This window comes from Ignavibacteria bacterium (assembly GCA_016707005.1).
Lineage (GTDB): Bacteria > Bacteroidota > Ignavibacteria > Kapaibacteriales > Kapaibacteriaceae > UBA10438.
In genome coordinates this window covers 456,017-477,620 of record JADJIQ010000005.1, presented here as the reverse complement: position 1 = coordinate 477,620, position 21,604 = coordinate 456,017, and the positions used below count along the sequence as shown (strand labels likewise).

Here is a 21,604-nt window from a genome sequence, read left to right as displayed (position 1 = left end):
CCACGATAACTCGGTTTTCGATGTTCTGGCTGACCCTTTCATTGGTCGGCGTGAACCTCGCAGCTCTTGTGGTATTGGCAATTACCGGAACAGACGTTTCCGGCATCGGTGCACCTCGGATCCTCCTCTTCATTCTCCTTGTTTCGGGAGGGGGCGCGGCATGTGTCTGGATCTTCCTGCGGTCCCAACGTACAAGGATCGTTGAGCCCCTTGATCGGATCATCGAGATCACACATGCCATCACTGACGGTGCCGTGAGCGGTAGGATCGAACTCGGCAAGAACGCATTGCTTGATGTTGTCCGTGTTGCTGATGCGATCAACAGACTTGCACACAAGGCAGCGAAGGACATCGACGAAATGCGTCGACTCGAACGCGTCCGCTCGGAATTCGTTGCCAACGTTTCTCACGAACTCCGCACTCCGATCTTCAGTGTGCAGGGATATCTGGAGACGTTGCTCGATGGTGCAATGGACGATCCGCAGGTGTCGCTGCAGTTCCTCGAAAAAGCCTACAACAATGCTCTCCGTCTCAATGCTCTGTTGAGCGACCTTATCGATATCTCTCGGATCGAGAGCGGTGAGCTCAAGTTCTCCTTCCGCTATTTCGATATCGGAGAACTCCTGCGCGACATCGTTCACACTACGGAGATCCGCGCTGCGCAGCGCAACGTTACCGTGCACTGTGACATCGCAGAGAACTCAACGGTGTACGGCGATAAAGAACGTCTCACGCAGGTGATGACCAATCTCCTTGAGAATGCCATCAAATACAATGTTGATGGTGGAGATGTCTACGTGAGCACAAAACATGTTGACACTACCCTGCGGATAAGCGTTCGGGACACAGGCATCGGCATTCCCGAAGAGTCACTCCCACGCATCTTTGAGCGGTTCTACCGCGTTGACAAAGACCGCTCGCGAGCCGTTGGCGGCACCGGTCTGGGTCTAGCGATCGTGAAGCATATTCTCGAAGCGCATCATGCGCCGATAGCAGTAGACAGCGGGGTGGGCAGGGGGACGGAGATATCGTTTGTGTTGGAGAATTAGGTGTTTGATGGAATCGAGTTTTTTCTATTTTGTATTTGCCTACCCTAGAAATTTATTGATAGATGCCGCTGAACGCGGTTTATACATTTTCTACTTTATTGAGGAGGGACCCATGAAAGGGTTTCATGTAATAGCCAGAGCTACTCTGGCCGTATTCATTGCTACGTCGTGCATAATGACGGCGTATTCTATTACCCCCCCCGCCGCATGGCATAGCCAACCAGGCGCATTAAGTGTAGTTGGGCTAGGGATCAGATCTGCCGTAGAATCTCCGATGACAAGTGCCTGTGATTGTGATGAACCTGCCTCAATGGGTCAGTTGACGATCTGCATTGATGGCCGTGATTATGAGATTGAGATTTTTGGTTGTCTAACAAGGCCTGGAATTGGTCAATTGCTACCTGGTCTCTGTTCCAACCTGCAAATGAATCAATACACACACATCACAAAGGTGTGTTTTATAGATCCACCTCCCTCCCCTTTGGACGTCAAGCTAGTGTTTGAGGCAATTCTGTGCAGGTTTGATCCGTGTAAGAATCCTGGCTACCTAGGTGCAAACGTGCCATTGGCAACGGGATCGATTTACTGCTGGAGTGTGATCTTCCCCAAATGTGTGAGTTTCAATAGCACCACCAATTGCATTGAGAGGTGCGGCGATGGCTGTTGTATTATTGAGACTGGCTGGGAGAGGGCTGCGAATGGCTGTTGCTTTGTTTCAGATTATAATGAATGTGATTATTCTAACTCATCCTGCTACGAGCCATGCTTCCTTATTGAAAGTTGCCCGAGGAGGCTTGAATGTTGTAACACAGATCCGGATTGTGCACCATGATGTGCCTAAAAGCTTGCGTCAGCCCGATGAACATCGGGCTGACGCTCGCTGTGCTTGCTTGTCTCTCAATAGGCAACACGGCGGTAGTAAGTCAAATTGACTTTCAAGTGCATTACCAGCAACGAATGATTGTTGGTACGGGAACAGCCGTTGAGTTAATGCCATCGCAGTTTGATGATAACATACCGTTGATTGTGCAACGTCTCGCCCCAATGAGGCTTGACGCAACACACCTCAGGCTTTCAATGGTTAATGGCATTGTAAATGATCCTGCTTTCGAAAAAAACAAGCCGTCCGATTGCCAAGATGGTTCCGTTGTTGTCGTTCAAGAGGGCTTTGATGCGCGGCGATACGTCATTATCCCACGTACGGGAGCGGGCACAGTACATACACAGATTCGGAATACTCCGTATGTAATCACTGAAGTTGTACTGCATGGCGCGGGACTTATGTATGCGTACGGCCGTCACAAAGAAGCGCCAGATACAACAATGCCCATTAGCTTTATATCAACAGACTGTGGTGACAATTGGATAGAGATGAACGGTTACGGTGATCGTAACCGATCCTTGCGAAGTGCAATACTATTGAGCAACCAAGCATTGCGCGACTTTCTGATCGTCAGAAATGGACAGGTCTACAACGCCCCATACCTAGATGCAGGTAGTGGCAGTGTTCATTCGATCGCACTATTGGGTATGGAATCCATATTAGTGATGAAGAATGGAAAGGGGCAAGAACCGGATACCTTATGTTTCGGATCATTGGCAGAAGGATCTGTTTCGTGCAAGACAAGTGTTGCTATTGATGGTGTTCAACATGAGTTTAATCGTTCCCGCATGAGAATCATTTCATCTGGCAATGGCATCGTTTTTATGAGGAACTCAACTACGAGCCCGGCTAGTTTTCATCGATGGATTGCAGGGGGTGAGTTCGGACCAAGTATGACACCGATGGAGTATGGAAGTGCACCAGATATCACTTACACTCCATCTGACGTGGCAGAATCTCAGGTCTTGAAGCCCTCATCCAATAGCCGTTGGGGTAATAGTATAGTAGAGATCGATCCAGCGAGCTCTCCAATGATTCGAATTGCGGATTCCTCTCAACTTATGTATCCGCACGTTACCGATGTGCGGAGGCTTGCTCCGCAGAATATACTTTTAATAATGAGTAGGTGTCTGGTATTAGCTAACCCATTCGGATATGTGAGTGTAGCTTCATTGTTAAACGACGTTGATGTGCTCGGTCCAGAACAGATCCTGAATTCTGTTGTCACTGAAGATGGAGTTGTGCATTGTAAGTTGGTAACAGATTGTTTGCTTCGATCTGTTAATGGTGTGGGCTTGTTGGAGGACCGATCTGTCAGCGGGTTTGTTCGTGATAAAACTACTAATGGCCCATATGACTACACTGCGCTTGGCTTTAGGCAAATGGTAGCGTTCGGCAGCAAGATTCTGACTCCAGGAACGAAACTTCGTATGATCGAGCCAATGGAGCTACAGTATGATACTCTCTTCCAAGACACAACGTCGTCAGTGGTTGTTAGTGACGACGGATCAATCGTCTTTGGTGTAAAGGGTGGCATATCGAGAATTGAAGGACGGACACTAACCTCATCCTTTAGTCTTGGAGATCTTCTGCCAATCAATGAGCGGGCAGAATCGAGGTACGTTTCGTCTCTTATTAATGCGGGCAATGGAAGGCTGGTAGCATTTGTATCTGGACTTAATGTACGCGATGCTGAGACTCTTGAAGCCAAGATTGTGTTAAGTGGATACGTTCTTGCAAGCTCAGACAATGGAAGCACATGGCGTTTACGCAAAGAAGTTAGGGACTTGTCCTACTTCGTCACTTCGGTAGCCTTACCGAACGGAAAGATCGCGACTCTTTCTTCTCGTGTTATTCGTGATACGTCCTTCATACCAACCCCTCTTGACCCTGAATCAGTGAATCACACTATTGACGATGCAGCTGTCACTGTGTTCGACATAGATGGGAACGACTGGAATGAAACCCATCGACAGTCCTTGTCGAGAGGACTAACATTCACGGGAGGGGATGGAGTTGTATTGTCAGACTCTACAGTTTTACTCGCCATGCCTACCGGCATCATCGCTTCCGACGACCTAGGTAGCACATGGCGAGACTTTCAGCCTACTTCTGCCCAGCCACTTGGAGAAGTCATAAGCATGACCTACAATGGCTCTAATGATATCTTGTATTTGAATACAACTACTGGGTGCTTCCGATCATCAAACTCAACATCGGTTAACGAGAGTAGTGAGTTGCTGAACAAAGTAGTATTGCGTTGTATTCCGTGGAATCAGGCCCTCTCAATGTGGCATCAGAACGTCATTGCCATGTACGATGTTCTCGGTAGAAGTGTTGTGTCGCCAGAATCATCTATGCAAGGGATCTACCTACTTACGAATTCACGAACAGGAGAAACGTTCATCTCGGTGCATGGAGCAGAATAATGCAGTTCATTACGCAAATACTCGTGGCAATGACGGTATTTCAATCGGGTATCGCAGTTGATGCACAGCCTAGAACGTTTGACGGAACACTCATTGTTTCGGTTTCAGTAATGCGCGGTTCAGAACAAGATGTTAAACAGCTCGAAGTTGTATCTACAAGCGGTGTTCGCCTTGTTGACCTTCTTCCACGATACCGCCCTATTGAAGGGCGACAGGAGTATGTGGTCGACTGTGCAGATTGGGCACAAGGAATGTATCTCGTTGTTGTGTCTGATGGGAAGCAAACGAACACAATTAAGACGGTGAAGGTGCGTTAGAGTGCTAGAGGGTTAGAGTGTTAGAATGTTAGATAGGGTTAGCGGAGAATGAGGAATGGGGAGTGGGACGTAGACGAAGTACGATCGATAGCGATAGTATAGACACCTTGGGGAAGGTGCTGAACGTTAGCAATAAGGGAGAGGCCCGACTGATACCACGAAACGTTGTGGGTTGTGCCTTGGGCATCAACAACCACGCAGCGTGTGACGGGTGCATCGTTCTGCAAGGTGACGTTCACAAATGCCGAGGTTGGAATGGGGGCGATGGTGGAGATAGCTGACTGTTCTTCGTCGACGCTGTTGATGTAGTCAAAAGCAAGATCATCCATGTAGAAGCCATCTGATTGCCGTGATGCGTTGCTTCGGAAGCGCAGGCGGAAGTGAAGTGTGTCGTCTTTTTGCTCGTATGGCAGAACCATTGTGTATGTCCGCCATGCGTCTTCGCCCTTGGTAGTATCGCTCCAGCGCGCATCTCGCGAGGAGTTCCACCATTCAAGCACTGAGTAGGAACCGCGCTCTCCATTGGTTGATACCTCAAGGAACATCGTGTCGCTTGGATCAATGAAGGCTGCAACGGAAACCGTTAGCGCCGGAGTTGGATATTCAGGGATCACGGCCGACGAAACGGCAAACGGAAATATCTGCACGGTGTCCCGTCTGTTTGGAAGGTATGCACCACTAGGACTATGCGCATACGATGCCGGAGCAGACCGATAGAAGTTGGTTGCATTGCCCCAATTGCCGAGGATCTTGTGGTACCGCGGTTCTGTGGTGAAGTTCTGCGCATCGCTCTGCAACGATCCGGTGTAGATCCAAAGTGAGTCACTGAGCGGACTCGTATTGCCTTCTGAATCAAGGACTCGTTCTTGCACGCGATACCAACCGTCCTCTGACGGCGTAACGAGATGCGTTGTGCGAGTACCGGTGTCGGTCACGGCAAGTGCTTTTGCGAACTTTTGCTCGGTCAGCGCAGACTCAAGCCCAGCGAGGTTGATGATCTGTGTCACATTGTCGAGACGAAGTTTCGGCAGGTCAACAACGATCTCGGTCTCTCGACTTGTGCTTCCTACCGCAGAGACCAATCGTGGCGCCTGGAGTTCCTTGGAGCCCCCTGCATATGCCGATGCAACGCGTGGTGTGCTTGATCTGCCCCCTGCAACAACAGTAAGTGTATAGGTGTAGAGTTGGTACTTGATGAGCCCCGTATCGGTCATTGCTACAGCCGTTACGCCGAGTGTATCGATCGGTGATCCGTCTCTGCGGATGATGATCCGTGCATCGGGGGGAAGGGGCTGACCATACGCAAGTGATGTTACAGCAGACCACGTGAGGTCGATCTGTGTTGGACGGTTGGGAATGGTTGTAGCAGCAAAAGTGGAAGGGGCTCCTGGTGCTCGTGTATCTACAATGGCTGTGAAGACATCGTTGTCGGCAGGGTTCACATACGTATTGCGCATATCCACCCACGATGGATAGACAACGCCGTTGTAGAAGTCGCAGCCGGAATAGTCACCGGCAAAGGTGTTGCCTTGGAATGGGTTGCGACGTAGGTCATTCACATCATCGCCGATGCGACGATCAAGCCAGGTGGTACCGCCATCTGATGACCAACTCACGTAGGTGTTGACGAGGATGTTGTCTACGTCATCGCGACTGTCACTATACATGATGGCGATCTCTCCGGAGGTTGGATCGAGAGAGATCCATGACCAGAATTGGTCGTTCGTGGTGTCGCTATGCACGATCCGAGCAGGTGACCACGTAGTACCATTATCTGTTGAACGCGAGAAGTAGACGTTGGGGTAGTTGTCTGCTGCCCACGTCAGATACAACCATCCGTTGCGAGCGCCGCCGGTGTTGTCAATGGTTAGTGTTGGATAACACTCCGCTCGCACAACACCTTTTACACGGGAGTTGGTTTGACCGTTGATCGTGCTCTTTGTACCAAAGGGCTTGTAGGTGTGAATGATCCGCGGTGCTGACCATGTAGCACCACCATCTACAGATCGTGCGTATCGAAGCGCGTCTTCTGTTCCACTGTTCCAAACAAGGTGCACAGAACCATCGGGACCTGTGCGTGCAAGAGGAAAACTTTGTCCGAAAGTAGTGTCTTCAGATGTACGCGGGAACCGATCGCTAACGTAGGTGGGGGTGGACCATGTAGCCCCTTCATCCGTGCTTTTCGAGATCACGATCTGTGTTGAAGAGTCGCGGTTGACAACACGTTTCCACGGAATGTAGAGGTGACCACGATACGGTGATGTAGCAGCTGTGTCGGCGTGGATGTAGTACTTGTCTTCGAATGTTGAGTCGGCCGTCTGTGGACCGGTGTGTATGATCACGGCCGTGTGTTTCATGCCCCACGTCTTTCCACCATCCGTAGTGGAGCTGATGAAGACGCCATTCTCGCCGAACTGCACATTGCCTTCGCGTTTGAAACCACCGTAGACAAGGTATCCCTTGCCGTTATGATCAAAACACACAGATGGGTCATTGCTTGATGCCCAACCGATACGAGCAGTGCCGAGTGTGATATTCTCCCACGTTGCACCAGCGTCAGTTGAGTAGTAGGCCCATGTAGAGGAGCTGAGCCGGTAGTCTACAGCCGAACCAATGAGCTGACGTGGGTTGCGTGGGTTGACGGCGATGGACGATTCGTTCTGTGCCGGAAGCGGATCTGTCTCTTCAACGATCATGTTCACGTTGAGGAAGAGGCTTGGATAGACCTTCTCCGTGAGCATCGGCACCATGTACGTGAGACCATCGTAGTTCACGTTGCGAAGCGGCGTTGGATGAGCGCGCTCCATATGCCGTGCATGTGGATTGTCAGTCTGTGACAATGCAGAGACAACGAGGAATACGGTGGCGCAAAGAAGCGTCAGGGTTCGATTCATAGAGAACTCAAAGATTATCGTTCAAAGACCAAGATCTGCGCGAACACCGGGCCAGCCATGCACGGATGCAAGACGGCGCACAGTGTGTTCATATCGATCAACGGATCGATCATTGGCTGCACGCAGATGCAGAATGATATTGCCAAGCGTCATCACGCGCACGTTGACCGGGAGATTCTCGGCAAGGCGTGCAGCTTCATGAAAACAGGTAGAGGCAGCGGCACTATTACCACGAGCGAGCTCGATAGCCCCCTCTACGTTCTTCATGTAGCAGTGATCTGACGGAGAGACGTCGGAAAGAGAAGCCACAGATCGCATGAAGGTATCGGCATCATCAAGCATCCCAAGATCCACACATGCACGTGCAGCAAGACACGTCAGCAATACGCGTTCGTGACGAGAGAGTCCACCGTGTGTCTCCAACGTTCTGATGGCTGCCGTTCGCGCCTCATTGGCCCTACCTTGCACGATGGCATCCGAGATCTCTCGAACAACAACGGGAAGGGGCTGACCGGTTGAGTAGGCAGATCCATCACTTTCCGCATCATCTTCACCTGTTTTGACGTCCACACCCTTTACAGCGGCGCTGCTCATCAGTCCAGCATATGGTGGCAGGACTTCTGAGTGGATGTATGAGGCGATGTCGTGCGAACCAGAACGTTCAGCTTCATCAGCCATCACGGTGAGCATACGCTCTACCATGACGTTGTCCTCTGCTTCTGCGCCATGTGCTGCGATGTGCGCAGCAAGTTGTCCGCGTAACTCATCGATCTGTGTTGACGCATATTCTCGCGACAAGATCTCGGCAATACGCTGATGGATGTTCTTGCGCTCTTCGTATTCCGGACGGTGCAGGAAGTAGGTATACGGGAAGCTCTGTTCGAATTCGTACGCTGTGGTCTTAACGCCATAGCGCGCGCGGGTGCCAATACTGCGGATGAGTCCGGTGGTTCGTTGTAGTCGCCGAAGCGAGCGGATCATCGACAGCACATCAGTGTTTGAGAGTGCTGCTTGCAGAAACGCCGTGAATTCCTGACCCTCTGCTGCACAGAGAGAGAGGAGGACGGCATCGTCTTCTGTGATGTCGCGCAGGATCACATCCGTTGCAGGGTGATCCGTACTGTCGATCTTGATCGAGTCAAACACATGCTCATCGATCGTCCCATCCGGGCGGAGATGGCCAGCCCCCTGCAGGAATCGAGCATATTCGGTCACGATACCCGGGTTGCCTCCCGAGCGATCGAAAATGGTCTTGAGGACAGTGTCGGGTATCTGTGCAGTCGGGAGTATCTGTTGAACAACAGCGGCCACATGTTCCTGCCCGATCGGCTCTAGGTTGATCGTTGCTGCACGCATGTCATCGGAGCGAAGCAACATGGATAACGGAAGATTGGACCGTTGTGCCATGGAAGGTGACACGCACCAGACGATCAACAGCGGCGTTGAGCCCAGGGTGTTCACGAGCTGGCGGATAACCTCTACACTTTGCGAATCCGACCATTGGGCTTCGTCGACCAGAAGAATGAACGGCGACTTCTCGGCGATAGTGCGAAGAGTGGTCACACATTCCGCTACAGCAGAACGTTTCTTCTCCTGCATCGCAGCCGTTTCGCGCTTGTATTCGTTCACATCCTGCGAGATGGCCTTAACCGCGTAGAACAGATCGCCGGCGATAGGGATGGAAGCCAGAACGCTCATGCCGATGTTCACGGCAAGACGTTTGCGTGCTGCTTGACCAGATTGAAGATAGAGTTTCTCAATTGCTGCCCCGAACGGTTGAAGGGGCTGTATGGCGCTTGTATTGATAGCGCCAATAGGAGGACGGCAATCAACGCGGACAACAACGCCAGGGTGATCACTGGCAAGTTTTGATTCCATCCAATCGAGCAGGGTTGTCTTGCCCATGCCCGGTTCAGCTGAGATCACCACTACGCCGCCTGAGCCCGTGCTCCATGCATCGATACGTTTGGTAAGAGCAGAACATACGTTCTCACGTCCGGCAGGAACCGCGATCATTTACGCTCCCCTTCGTCTTTGGACGCACGAGGCACGGCCAGGAACGCGCGAAGCAGATGCTCCGCGTCGGCATCCGTTGCACTTCCATGGCCACGGGATTCGCGATGGGCATCTGCTACATCTTCTTCCGTCCGACCATACATGAGCACCATCGCATATGTGATGAGCAGCATGAACTCAAGGCCAAGAGCACCAAGGACAACCGAGGGATCCGTTGCCGGGAGGAACTTCAAACCACGTATGCCGATGACGATGATGAGGATGGCTGCGCCGATGTAGACCAAACCAAGAACAGCATTACTGTAACGGTCGGTAAAATACTCGCGCATGTAGAACTTGATGGCGTCATGTGTGCGCATCAGCCGCGTGAGACCTTTTGAATCGCGCCACCGAAGGGCATTACGCAACATCTCAAGATCGAAGAACGGAATCTCATATGAGTCCGCCAGATCATGTAGTCTTCGCAGATCAGCATTCAGGATGTCGCGTGTGATGGACTTGATCTCCTCCGGCGTGTGATCGCCGTATTGGCTGATGGCAAGCCTATCCATGGCGTTGAGCACTTCGCGTTCGATCTTCTGGCGGACAAATCCGGCCAAGCCACCGAACAACGTTGTGAGAAGGGCCGCGATCACAAAGCCCCCTACGATCACCAATGGTGCTAGAGCAACGGCCGGAGTGAAGACATATTCTGCATGATACCGGGCTGTTGATGTGCCTGCAGGTACCGTGGCGCGTGCTGCATCGATCGTCTTACGTTCGCGTGGATCGACCAGTGCCCACGTAGAGAAGGTGCCGGTTGTGACAACCTCATCGTCGCGGTTCTCCGCTATCCGATACGTTACCTGAGACCCATCACGGATCACGTCACTTCGGAGAAACGCAGCGAAGAATGCATCCATTGCCGGCGCCGCCACAAGCGTGAACAGCAGGACGGAACACGTGATAGACATCAGTCCAAAAAGCATCACCTGGGCAGGTGTGTGCTCAGAGAGTTCAACAACGCGCGTACGGGTAGTAGCCATATCGGGAAGATACCGAGATACGGAGATACGGAGATACGGGGTTACATGGTTACGGGGTTACGGCGTAGGGGCGAGGCCCCGCCTCGCCCGGTGTTGGGATGTGGCGGGGTTACGGTGTTACATGGTTACGGTGTTACATGGTTACGGGGTTACATGGTTACGGGGTTACGCAGATTCGGGAGGAGGTGTGCCCGATGACCGGACCGATGACGGAGAGGTGGTATACACCAGCCGGAAGAGTGGAGGTGTCAAGTTGTGCTTCCGAACCGTTAGGAGTTTGAGAAAGCACAAGGGTGCCAATCGAAGAATACACCTGTATCGATGTGATCTCTGTACCGTCCGTGGACCGTATAACACACAGGTCTTTTGCTGGGTTGGGGAAGATGGACAATGCTGACTCTATAGAAGTTGATTCAGATACTCCTACGGGGATGGCGTATTGCCGAAGTCCGACTTCGGCGTCGTTTGAGATTCCAAATACCCATCCATGTTCTTCGTGGATCCGAGGGATGATGGTTGTTTCATTGAGCTGCGGTCCGGTGGCCAATCTGGATGTGAGGCTGTCTGCGAATCGGACCATGTGGTCTGAGAACTGCTCGTTCGACCCTGGATCTGTGAAGTTCTCGATGGAAAGACTGGTCCATTCAGAACCGCCTACGGCCTGAACCACACAACCAGAAGCCCCATTCCTGGATATCATGAATTGTGATGCTTCGGTATTGGGAAGGCTGGCAACAAGAGTGCCATTCGGTGAGATCGAATCCGATGAGCGGATCTCAAGTCCGGCAGTTGCCGTGCGCCAGAGACTGAGTTGTGTTTCGTTCATAAGTGGCGTAAAGGCAAGCAGTCCATCATAGGTGGAATCTGCCGTCCACGTTGCTCCTGCGTCATGTGTTACATACGCCCCTTCCTCACCCTTGATGATCGCTGTTACAGAATCAACTACCCAACATGAGAGAAGGGGGCTAGTTGGGAGGGCACGTTCAGTGAAGATGGTTTCAGAGTGTTGTTTCGTAAGGAGTATCCCATTGTTGAACCAAATCCATGACGTTGTGCTGTCTGCACCCGGGTCAAAGGCAATGCAGGAGTCAAGTGTGTGGCTCCAGGTATAGAGTGTGTCCGTTACGGACACGCGCTGCTCCACGATGGAGTACTCATTCCAGGCACCTTCAGCTTCATGAATCTCACACAATGATTCTACGATGCGTGTACCATCTGTATCGGTAACTAATCGGACGCCTGCAGCATTGCGAGGAGAGGCAATGCCGGCCCTGTATGGAATGGCATTGTTGTGGACGGGCGCTGTTGCAGGAGTGTATCTCCGCCATGTGAGGCCAAGATCAGAAGAGAAGTAGTGATACATCTCGGTTAGCTTTTCCGGCACAAACCCCACATAGATATCCGTGCCTCTCACTTCAATGCTGCGGAACGATCGATAGGTAATCTCCTCGGCTGGCAATGATGGATCGATCTCCGGTGCTCTGTAGTGGTGCCATGTAAGCCCGCGGTCGCGGGAGATAAACAGGTTCGAATTCCAGGCTGCGATCACGGAATCCGACAGCACAGCACATCTCGTGTATCCATTGGTAGACAGATCAACAGTTTCTACATCACCTACAGACCACTGCACGGTTGCCGGTGTAGGCCCCAACCCCCATGATGCAGATCTCTTCCCGTCTGCACTAACAGACCAATAGTCATCGGTCTCCGGATGTTCAATTGAATCACTCGGTTCTGAAGCGTACCCGTGGTGGACATAGACCTTGCCCCCACGTCTCAATGCAAAACCATGATCGATCGCCGTCACAAACCTGCTGTCTGTTGAAACGGTCATGATGCGAGTACGGGGCTCATCGGATCCAATAGGCAGAAGCCACAGACCGCCACAATCTAGGGCAAGGAGCGTGTCAGTATCCGGTACGAAGACCGAGGCAGTTGGAGAGAGTAACGTTCGTTGAACCCGAGCATCTGCCGGACCGGACAAGATGGTCCCATCATCATAAAGTCCAAAAATGAACGTACTGTCGACATATGCAAAGTTCATCCGCACCTTCTCAATTCGAAAATCATACTCAAAAACTCGGTACATATTTAAGTAAACCAAAGTATCATTCGTTTGTGCGCCAAGAGAGATCATCCCAAGAACGAATGCACAAACACAAATCACCAACCGTACCGACTGATTCATACCATTACCAAGAGAGTGTGAACAGATGTTGCTACATGAACATCGGGGGTTGGGAACTCAGGTGCACCTTGACAAAACCTTAACAGAGATACGGAGATACGGAGATACGGAGTTACAGAGTTACGGGGTTCATGGCAGATTTCGTGGATTTCTAGTAGCATATTGGACTTCTATGAAACACAAAACTGCCATCACTATAGCCGGGATCATTGTTGCCTTCATTGGTTATGGGGTGTTTCAACTCCATTCATATGCTGTTAATGAACTACCATGGGGAATCGTTCACCCAATGAGGCCTGACTCTGTTGCGATGGCAACATGGATAGCACAAGCAGAAGCGGCACTTCCTGAATCGAGATTCGATTCGACATTTGTTTTACGGACAGATGATTCCACTATTCTTGAGATTCGATTGCTCAGACCGATAGAAAGCGAGCCTGTGGGGCGAGTCATAGTTGTTCATGGTATCGCCAGTCAAAAGGAAGGGGGCCTTGGTGCTGCGGCTTGGTCTCTAGAGCAGGGCTTTGAGGTAGTAATGTTCGATCAACGAGGTCATGGCAGATCCAGTGGAAGCACCTGCAGTTATGGATATCGAGAGAGTATGGATCTTCTCACGATCATGAGATCGTTAAAGCCGCTTCCGGAGAATCGTCCTGTGATATTGTGGGGGAATTCCATGGGTGCTGTAACCGCGATCCTAGCTGCGGATCTAGATGGACGATCCGATCATCGCATCGTGGATCTCGTTATTGAGGAAAGTGGATATTCAGACGTGTGGAGTCTTACTGATGACCTCGTGAAATCGAAAACAGGGTATCGTATCCCGTTCGTTGGCACGTGGGCTTTAGACCGGAGTTGCGAGATCTTAGGCATTGAGCCTGTCTCAATAGCCCCAATGAATGTTGTTCATCAACTGAAGTGCCACCTCCTCGTTCTCCATGGATCCATGGATGAACGTGTCCCACTTGCTCATGGTGAACGCATTGCACAGGCAATGTCGCCATCGCCGTATCAACGAGAATTCGTTGTATTCCCTAACGCAGGCCACGTAGGTCTCAGGGATTCCGATCCGCAACGATATGATGCCGCCATTCAACGCGCATTCGGATGGGTTCATACAAAGTGATGCTTCTACATAAAAAAAGCCTGTGCCGGATCTCTCCAACACAGGCTCCTTAGAATTCGCTATTCGCTATTCGCTATTCGCTATTCGCTATTCGCTATTCGCTATTCGCTATTCGCTATTCGCTATTCGCGAATCACTTCTCGTCAACGATCGTATAGTCCGCATCCTCAACCTTGTTTCCGTCTGGTTCGCCAGGGGCTGCGCCGTCAGTTGGTTGATCGCCGTCTGGTGGTGTGGCTTGGGATGCTTGCTCGTACATCTTTGTGGAGGCTTCGCTCCAGATCTGGTTGAGGGCATCCATTGCCGGACGGATGTCGGCGGCATTGTTCTTGGCGGCGTCTGCGAGACGATCCTTGGCTTTGTTGATACGATCCTTGGTGTCGGCATCGAGCTTCTCGTCGAATTCCTTCAACTGCTTCTCTGTGCTGTAGACCAATTGATCGGCTTGGTTGCGGATCTCGATCTCTTCCTTGCGCTTCTTGTCTTCTGCAGCGTGGTCTTGAGCGTCGCGCTTCATCTGTTCAACTTCGTTCTTGTCCAGACCGCTTGAGCCGGTGATGCGGATGTTCTGTTCCTTGTTCGATGCCTTGTCCTTCGCAGTTACGCTAAGGATGCCGTTGGCGTCGATATCGAATGTTACCTCAACCTGCGGGATACCGCGCGGAGCCGGCGGAATTCCGTCGAGGTGGAACTTGCCAAGTGTCTTGTTATCCGCAGCCATGGAGCGCTCGCCCTGCAGGATGTGGATCTCAACCGACGGCTGGTTGTCCGATGCCGTGGAGAAGGTCTCTGTCTTGCGGTGCGGGATGGTGGTGTTGGCTTGGATCATCGGTGTCATCACGCCGCCCATTGTCTCGATACCGAGCGAAAGCGGTGTAACATCGAGGAGAAGCACATCCTTCACATCACCGGAGAGTACGCCACCTTGGATGGCAGCACCTACGGCAACCACTTCATCGGGGTTTACACCCTTGTTTGGTTCCTTGCCGAAGAAATTCTTCACGAGTTCTTGGATCTTTGGGATGCGTGTGGAGCCCCCTACCAAGATCACTTCATCGATCTGTGACGGGGTGAGCTTGGCATCTTTCAAAGCGCCTTCGCATGGCTTGAGGGAACGGTCGAAGAGATCAACACACATCTGCTCAAAACGAGCACGAGTGATGTTGATGTTGAGGTGCTTCGGACCGTCTGCTGTTGCGGTGATGAACGGAAGGTTCACATCGGTCTGCAGCATCTGCGAGAGTTCGATCTTGGCCTTCTCTGCTGCTTCGCGCAGACGTTGGAGTGCCATTGGATCCTTGCGAAGATCGATGCCTTCTTGCTTCTGGAATTCGTCGGCAAGGAAGTCGATGATGCGCTGGTCGAAGTTGTCGCCGCCAAGGTGTGTGTCACCATTGGTTGACTTCACTTCAAACACACCGTCGCCGATCTCCAGGATGGAGATGTCGAACGTGCCGCCGCCGAGGTCGTAAACTGCTACAACTTGGTTCTGACCCTTTTTGTCGAGGCCATAGGCAAGGGCAGCTGCTGTTGGTTCATTGATGATGCGTCGGACAGTAAGGCCTGCGATCTCGCCGGCGTCCTTGGTTGCCTGACGTTGTGCATCGTTGAAGTATGCGGGAACAGTGATCACAGCTTCTGTGATCTTCTCGCCCAAATAGTCTTCGGCGGTCTGCTTCATCTTCTGGAGCGTCATCGCCGAGATCTCAGGGGGCGAATAGAGTCGTCCGTCGATGTCAACGCGCGCCGTGTTGTTGTCTCCGGCTACAACTGCATACGGAACACTCTTGGCTTCGTCCGACACTTCGGACATCTGACGTCCCATAAAGCGCTTGATCGAATACACGGTGTTCTTCGGATTCGTAACGCTTTGACGTTTGGCAGACTGGCCAACGAGGCGTTCGCCGCTCTTTGTGAAGGCAACTACTGACGGTGTGGTGCGCATGCCTTCGACATTCGCGATCACAACCGGAGTTGTTCCTTCCATCACGGCTACGCACGAGTTCGTTGTGCCGAGGTCAATTCCAATGATCTTACCCATTGAGGTTCCTTGTGTGGTCTAGTGTGTTGTTCAATTACTGAATGGTGATCTCTTGCTCCTGCGGAGCAAGAGGTTCTTCTTTCGGGATCGTGATCGTGAGAACGCCGTTCTCAAAGCTTGCATTCACCGAGTTCGTTCGCATGCTATCAGGCAAGGTGAATGACCGTGCGAATGTGCCAAAGCTGCGTTCAACGCGCATATAGTTCTTCTCTTCGTGATGTTCTTCACGCTTCTTCTCACCGCGGATGGTAAGAACGTTGCCGTCGGTGATCGTGATCTTCACGTCGTTCTTTTCCATTCCGGGAAGCTCGGCGTGGATTGTAAGGCCGTCAGCGTTGTTGGACACATCAACTCGCGGGCTGAACTCCCCAACTTCAAATCGAATGCCGCCGCGTTGGATATCGTCGAATACATCGCCCATTCTGCGTACAACTGTGTCGAAGCTGCGAAACGGGTCAACCTTGATCATTGTCATGGCTGGTCTCCTGAAACGTTTGGTTGAGTACATTGTGAAGTGCCTGTTGAAAGGGGGCATATCTGTGCTGCCGTTCCCCATGGAAAACTGTGCCAAACCGGTAGGTCTGTCAAAACGGCGGTAAATCGGACTAAACATATGTCAGAAATGCGGTTAGGACCTGACGAAGTGGCAGAATGCCTCAATTGCGGAGCTACAGGATCGGGTTCATTCTGCGCTTCCTGCGGACAGGAGCGCGATATCCATGGCCAGACCTTCAAGGAATATCTTGTTGACATCTCCTACGACTTCCTCTCGATCGACGGGAAGATCTGGACGGCCTTTGTAGATCTGATGGTGTATCCCGGACGGCTCACAAGGGACTATTTGGAGGGTAAACGGGCGTCTCGTCCGGTGCCGTCTCGCCTCTTCCTCGTTATCTGTGTTGTGGTGTTTGGTATTGCCCCCTTTGTCTTTGACAAGGTAGGGATGACGGATGCAGTCGAGAGTTCGGTGAGCATGGATGTCTTGGAATTGGTGACATCCCTCTCGTACAAGTCAGGGCTTCCGTTTACGATGACGCCGGCTATCCGCGAGGCACTCATCGATAGGGCGTCCTTGGCAGCACTGATCTCGGTGATCCCACTCACGATCGTCCTGATCCTCTATCGCAGGCCATCAACGGCGATGTTCAATACCCACGTTGCCCATGCCTTCCACATCACCGGGGCAACTCTTGTACTTGGACTGATCGGTCAATTCTCATTATGGTACGTAACACCTGCCGCAATTGCCGCTATCTGGTATGCAATACAAGGATATCGCTCAGAGAGTGTCAACAATCGACGCAAGGTTCGCAGACTCGGCTATTGGTGGTTAGGGGGCTGGCTGTTCTCCGTTCTCTGGATCGTCCTTGTTGTGGTGGTTCTTCGCTTTTCAGTTGACGGTGCCTCGATGGATGTTGATGGTTCAACACCGGCCGGCATCATCGCACTGACCCCCATGAGTATCATGATCTCATCAATGATCTTGTTGTTCGGCTTTGGCGCAGAACTCTTCTATGTAACACGCAGCGTGATGTCGATCTCTAATGTTTCGATGTCTTCGGCATTGTTCCAAGGCTCGGTTGCTGTGGTAGTCTTGGTCTTCGTCCGAGGTGTTCTCGTTCTTGCAACAGCATATTGGTTATAGGTATGTCCCGCTCGCAGACTCGCCATCTTCTTCTGACCGAATTGCTGTCGGGCACCAAACCGGTGGTCTTTCTGACCGGCGAAGCCGGAATGGGCAAGTCAACAATGTTGCGTGGCCTAAAAGAAGAGATCGCTCGAGACCATACGGCAGTGCGCATCGCAGATGTGGATTGTTCCTCGCCCCTTGCCGGGATCAATGTAGGAGCAGTAGAGGCACTGTATCCGTGGATCCAGATGATGCGTGAACTGGCCGAAGAAGCGCCTAACACGCAGACGAAGAAGTTGGTGACGGACCTCGCTCGTGCGTGGATCAAGTTCATCCCGATCGTTGGTGATCTGATCGAGTCCACCGTGGATACAGTGTCGATCGTCAAGGAACATCGTGCTGCATCTGCCCCCTCCGAGCCCGCTACGAGTCGTGAACATGTGTTCCATCAATGTATCGGATTCTTCCGTGCCCTTGCTGAAAAGGGGCGAGTGGTTCTCATCATTGATGATGCACATTGGGCAGATGACTCCTCTCTGAATCTCCTCTTTGCTCTTGCCAGAGCGTCTGCCGGAAACATGACGTGTGTCCTTGCCTACCGTCAAGATGATGTGCGTACGTCGCGGGATGGCAGTGAACATGAGCTCCTTCATATTCGTCGTGAACTAGAACGTTATGATCTCTGTACGGAGATCGAACTACCTCCGATGAGCGGCGATGAACTTCTTGAACTCGTTGGCTCTGCCGACGTGTCTGCTGATGCTCTTGTTCGATATAGCGGCGGGAATCCGTTCTTTGCCTTGGGGTATACACATCGAGACATCAACGATGCGTCGCGTGCAAGTATCGATGCCGTTATCGCGGAGAAATTGTCGCGCCTCGATCCCGAACAGCGAGATCTCCTTTCCATGGCAGCCATCGAAGGAGAGACGTTTACGTCTCTTGTACTGCGATCGATAAGCCCCTTACCACCATTGCAGATCGCTCAGGTTCTAAGAAGGGCAGAGAACGAGCATATGCTGGTGCGTTCTGAGGGCAAGACAATTGTCTATGGCACCGAGACACCAACATACACGTTCGTCAATGAGGCTGTTCAACATGCACTTGCAGAACGTATCGGAGATGAAGAACGCGAGATCCTTCATGCCTCCATTGCCGAGGTCTTGAGAGCTGAGCGAGACGTTGCTGCTGAAGAAGGAGTAGATGCTCATTCCTTACTGACCAAGCTTGCCGTCCATACAGAGTTAGGAGGCAACAAGATCGAAGCAATGCGGACGTGGATCCAGGTTGCAGAACGAGCATGGCGCATGTATGCTGAACAAGAGGCACGGTCTGCTATCGCACAGGTGTTGCGGATAAGCGAATCAGGTGTCGTATCCCGTGCAATGAAACGGGTTCGCGGCCAGACATTGGGACTTCTTGGGATGATCGAACAATTCGTCCGAGATGTTCCTAAGACGATCTCCTGTTTCGACGAAGCCATTGAGTTAGGGCGAAGCGCCGATGACCCGGAACTTGAAGTGACGTCTCTTTGCAGACGAGCCGCGGCAGCCAATATGTCCGGTGACCCGGATGGTGTTCAACGGTATGCCAACGAAGCATTGCGACTATCTGAATCTCATCACAACGTTGTTGGAGAGCTTGCAGCTATCTCGATGCTAGGAATGTGGCACGAATCAAATCGAGACCTCGATGGAGCAGAGGTATGTTTTGAACGATCTCTAGCCTTGGCCAAACACGTGGGACATTCTGATCGAGTGGCCAACGCCCTTGTGAACATCGGACGCATCAAGGTGCATCGCGATGAATATGGTTCTAGTATCCCATACTTCCTTGAGGCCGCCAGCGCGTATGAGGCGCTTCAGCGATGGGATGGAATGGCGCGTGCGTTGAACAATGCTGGCATAGCCTATGCAGACCTTGGTCAACTAGACGAAGCCGCAGAGATCTATGGAAGAGCACTTGAACTTCACGAGAGAATAGCTGATGTGGTAGGGGGCTCTTCACTCAAGACCAATCTTGCCCAACTGCATATGCGACGCGGAGATCTCGACGCGGCCGAGGTCCTTATCGAGCAGAGCATCGCTGCCAAACGCTCGTTGGACGACGGGTATGGCCAAGCGATCGCGCTCTACACACGCGGACTCATCGCCGCCGAACGCAATGACAAACCCTCAGCCCTCAAGTGGCTCCTCGAAGCACGCTCCATCGCCGAAACCGTGCAGGAACAGCTCGTCATCGACGAGATCAACTCCGCCATTAGCACAATAGCACATTAGCACATTAGCACATTAGTTCTAAATACACTCCCAACGTCTTCTCCAACTCTTCTCCACGCAAGCCTTCGGAGATGGCGATGATCCGTCCGTCCGGCCCAACCAGGATCGGCTTCGGAATACCGGAGACCTCGAAGAGTTCGGCGGCCTTACTATTGAAAAGACCCGGAGAATAGACGTGTTTCCAAGCCATCGGGAAACGTTTCTCGCGGAATGGGGCGATGTCCTTCTCGTTTGCATCAAGGGAGATACTTACGATCTCAAGTTTCGATCCGCCGTAGAGTTTCCAGACGCGTTCGATGTTTGGCATTTCAGCCACACAGGGGGCGCACCAGGTAGCCCATAGATCGATCAGCACGTACTTGCCGCGTAGACTGGACGGTGTGACGTGGGTGTTTGGGTCACCGAGAAGTGTGAAGTCGAACGATGGAAGTTGATTGCCCGGTTTGATGAAGCTATTCGGATTGAACTTCCGCTTCACTGAGCTGGCCATATCGTGTTTGGGGTACGCACTCATGAAGCGATCATAGAGTCGTTTGATCTGTGCACTGTCTCCGGCAAGGGATGCAACAAGCATCGATCTATACAGAACATCTGCACCGCGATCAGGATGTGCCGAAACCACGCTATCCAGATACTCCCACAGTGTTGGCAATGCAGGTGCCGTTGCGATGATCGGGACGAGTGCTTCGTCGCTAACCGTCCAGGCGTAGGCATCAGGAGGAACACTCGATGCTATACGTTCAGCATAGCTCGTTTCGTCCCGGAACGAAAGAACGAGCGGAATGTAGCGGATGCAGGAATTCGCGATTGCAACATCGCGTAGTCGACCTTCCGGGAGTTCGAGCGCTTTAGTGAGCTCAAATGCGGCATCGCCCTCGCGACCGTTGCGCCAGCGTCTGATCTCAATAGGGTCCGTAATGTTCGGCGGGAGCCCCCTAAAGGCATCGAACGATCTCTTGTTGAAGGACTCACGTGCTGAGTCGATGCGAATGTCATCGGGAGAGAGGTAGACAAAGTCGGCAGGCTTATCGGAGGTGGCAGCAGCAGCTGGGTTCCAGACGATTGTGATCTTCTTTCCCTTGCCCTTGATGATGCTGCGATAGTCACCGCCGTCATCGTATTCGTACGATGATTGCATGGTGCCATTCACGCTATGGTTATCGTCAGCCGGAATGCCGGTGATGTACGGAATGACCTGATAGACAGCTGTTCCGCCTTTAAGAGCGATATCGGCAGCATACGTTCCGTCAGACCGTTGTGACATCCGTGGGGCGTTATCAAAGTTTCCGTCGGAGAAGTCCGATATGATCTTCACGCTGTCGATCACTTCTCCTCGCTTGCGGTTCGTCTCTAATGTCACCACGATCTTCACACCACGAGTCTCGGAGGTGAGGAAGATGTCGTGTACGAGCATCTTATGATCCGGAGATGCAAAAGCCAGTTTGTACACGCCTGCGCGTATCCGTGCGTCGGGTTCAAACCGGAAATTTCCGTCACGATCCACGACTGCCGAGATATACCGAGCAAGGCTGCGAGGTTCGGTTATGTAGACAGTGAGGTCTGAAAGTGCACCGTCGGTGGTACTTCGAACCCTGCCTGAGATCACAGGCAGTATGCCGGTAGATATCTGATCATTCTGTTGTGCAGATAGGCAATGAGCACCCACCACTACGATAAGGACAACAAGTAGGATTCGGACCATTTCTTCCCCCCGGATGAATTCTTCG

At 52.0% G+C, this 21,604-nt stretch carries 13 protein-coding genes; 6 read left to right on the top strand and 7 right to left on the bottom strand.

The annotated features are described in order from the left end of the window. The first annotated feature begins 20 nt into the window (after positions 1-20). The 3 genes from IPI29_10425 to IPI29_10415 all read left to right on the top strand — a co-directional run bounded on the left by IPI29_10425 (position 21) and on the right by IPI29_10415 (position 4,678). A complete protein-coding gene (locus IPI29_10425; GenBank protein MBK7412956.1) occupies positions 21-1,049 on the top strand; it encodes a two-component sensor histidine kinase in 1,029 nt (342 codons plus the stop codon). Positions 1,050-1,907: 858 nt separating this feature from the next. Next, positions 1,908-4,361, top strand: coding sequence for a hypothetical protein (locus IPI29_10420; GenBank protein MBK7412955.1), 2,454 nt, complete (start codon positions 1,908-1,910; stop codon positions 4,359-4,361). After that, positions 4,361-4,678 (top strand): T9SS type A sorting domain-containing protein, encoded by a 318-nt coding sequence (locus tag IPI29_10415; protein MBK7412954.1) that lies wholly within the window; start codon positions 4,361-4,363, stop codon positions 4,676-4,678. The genes IPI29_10420 and IPI29_10415 overlap by 1 nt, the downstream gene beginning before the upstream one ends. A 38-nt stretch (positions 4,679-4,716) precedes the next feature. On the opposite strand, the gene IPI29_10410 is transcribed toward IPI29_10415, so the two are convergent. The 4 genes from IPI29_10410 to IPI29_10395 all read right to left on the bottom strand — a co-directional run bounded on the left by IPI29_10410 (position 4,717) and on the right by IPI29_10395 (position 12,657). Next, a complete protein-coding gene (locus tag IPI29_10410; GenBank protein ID MBK7412953.1) occupies positions 4,717-7,572 on the bottom strand; it encodes an exo-alpha-sialidase in 2,856 nt (951 codons plus the stop codon). Between the two features lie 21 nt (positions 7,573-7,593). After that, a complete protein-coding gene (locus IPI29_10405; GenBank protein MBK7412952.1) occupies positions 7,594-9,588 on the bottom strand; it encodes an AAA family ATPase in 1,995 nt (664 codons plus the stop codon). Further along, the gene (locus IPI29_10400; GenBank protein MBK7412951.1) at positions 9,585-10,613 is read right to left on the bottom strand and encodes a hypothetical protein; all 1,029 of its coding nucleotides are present in this window, start codon (positions 10,611-10,613) and stop codon (positions 9,585-9,587) included. Before IPI29_10400 ends, IPI29_10405 begins: the two co-directional genes overlap by 4 nt. A gap of 157 nt (positions 10,614-10,770) precedes the next feature. Further along, positions 10,771-12,657, bottom strand: coding sequence for a T9SS type A sorting domain-containing protein (locus tag IPI29_10395; protein ID MBK7412950.1), 1,887 nt, complete (start codon positions 12,655-12,657; stop codon positions 10,771-10,773). 316 nt (positions 12,658-12,973) lie between these two features. Here IPI29_10395 and IPI29_10390 point away from each other — a divergent pair, with 316 nt between their 5' ends. After that, positions 12,974-13,927 carry an alpha/beta fold hydrolase gene (locus tag IPI29_10390; GenBank protein ID MBK7412949.1) on the top strand — a complete coding sequence of 318 codons (954 nt, stop codon included), beginning with the start codon at positions 12,974-12,976 and terminating at the stop codon, positions 13,925-13,927. Between the two features lie 133 nt (positions 13,928-14,060). On the opposite strand, the gene dnaK is transcribed toward IPI29_10390, so the two are convergent. Together dnaK and IPI29_10380 are read right to left on the bottom strand one after the other, a co-directional pair. Beyond that, positions 14,061-15,968, bottom strand: a complete 1,908-nt coding sequence (gene dnaK, locus IPI29_10385) for a molecular chaperone DnaK (protein ID MBK7412948.1) — start codon at positions 15,966-15,968, stop codon at positions 14,061-14,063. Positions 15,969-16,002: 34 nt separating this feature from the next. Further along, on the bottom strand, positions 16,003-16,443 hold the full coding sequence (locus tag IPI29_10380) for an Hsp20/alpha crystallin family protein (protein MBK7412947.1): 441 nt from the start codon (positions 16,441-16,443) through the stop codon (positions 16,003-16,005). A 168-nt stretch (positions 16,444-16,611) separates the two neighbouring features. Between IPI29_10380 and IPI29_10375 the strand changes: the two genes are divergently transcribed. Both IPI29_10375 and IPI29_10370 read left to right on the top strand, forming a co-directional pair. Further along, positions 16,612-17,613 carry a DUF3667 domain-containing protein gene (locus IPI29_10375; protein MBK7412946.1) on the top strand — a complete coding sequence of 334 codons (1,002 nt, stop codon included), beginning with the start codon at positions 16,612-16,614 and terminating at the stop codon, positions 17,611-17,613. A 2-nt stretch (positions 17,614-17,615) separates the two neighbouring features. Next, positions 17,616-19,877: a tetratricopeptide repeat protein gene (locus IPI29_10370; GenBank protein MBK7412945.1), complete on the top strand. Its 2,262-nt coding sequence runs from the start codon at positions 17,616-17,618 to the stop codon at positions 19,875-19,877. A 4-nt stretch (positions 19,878-19,881) separates the two neighbouring features. On the opposite strand, the gene IPI29_10365 is transcribed toward IPI29_10370, so the two are convergent. Beyond that, on the bottom strand, positions 19,882-21,579 hold the full coding sequence (locus tag IPI29_10365; protein MBK7412944.1) for a redoxin family protein: 1,698 nt from the start codon (positions 21,577-21,579) through the stop codon (positions 19,882-19,884). Positions 21,580-21,604: the final 25 nt, after the last annotated feature.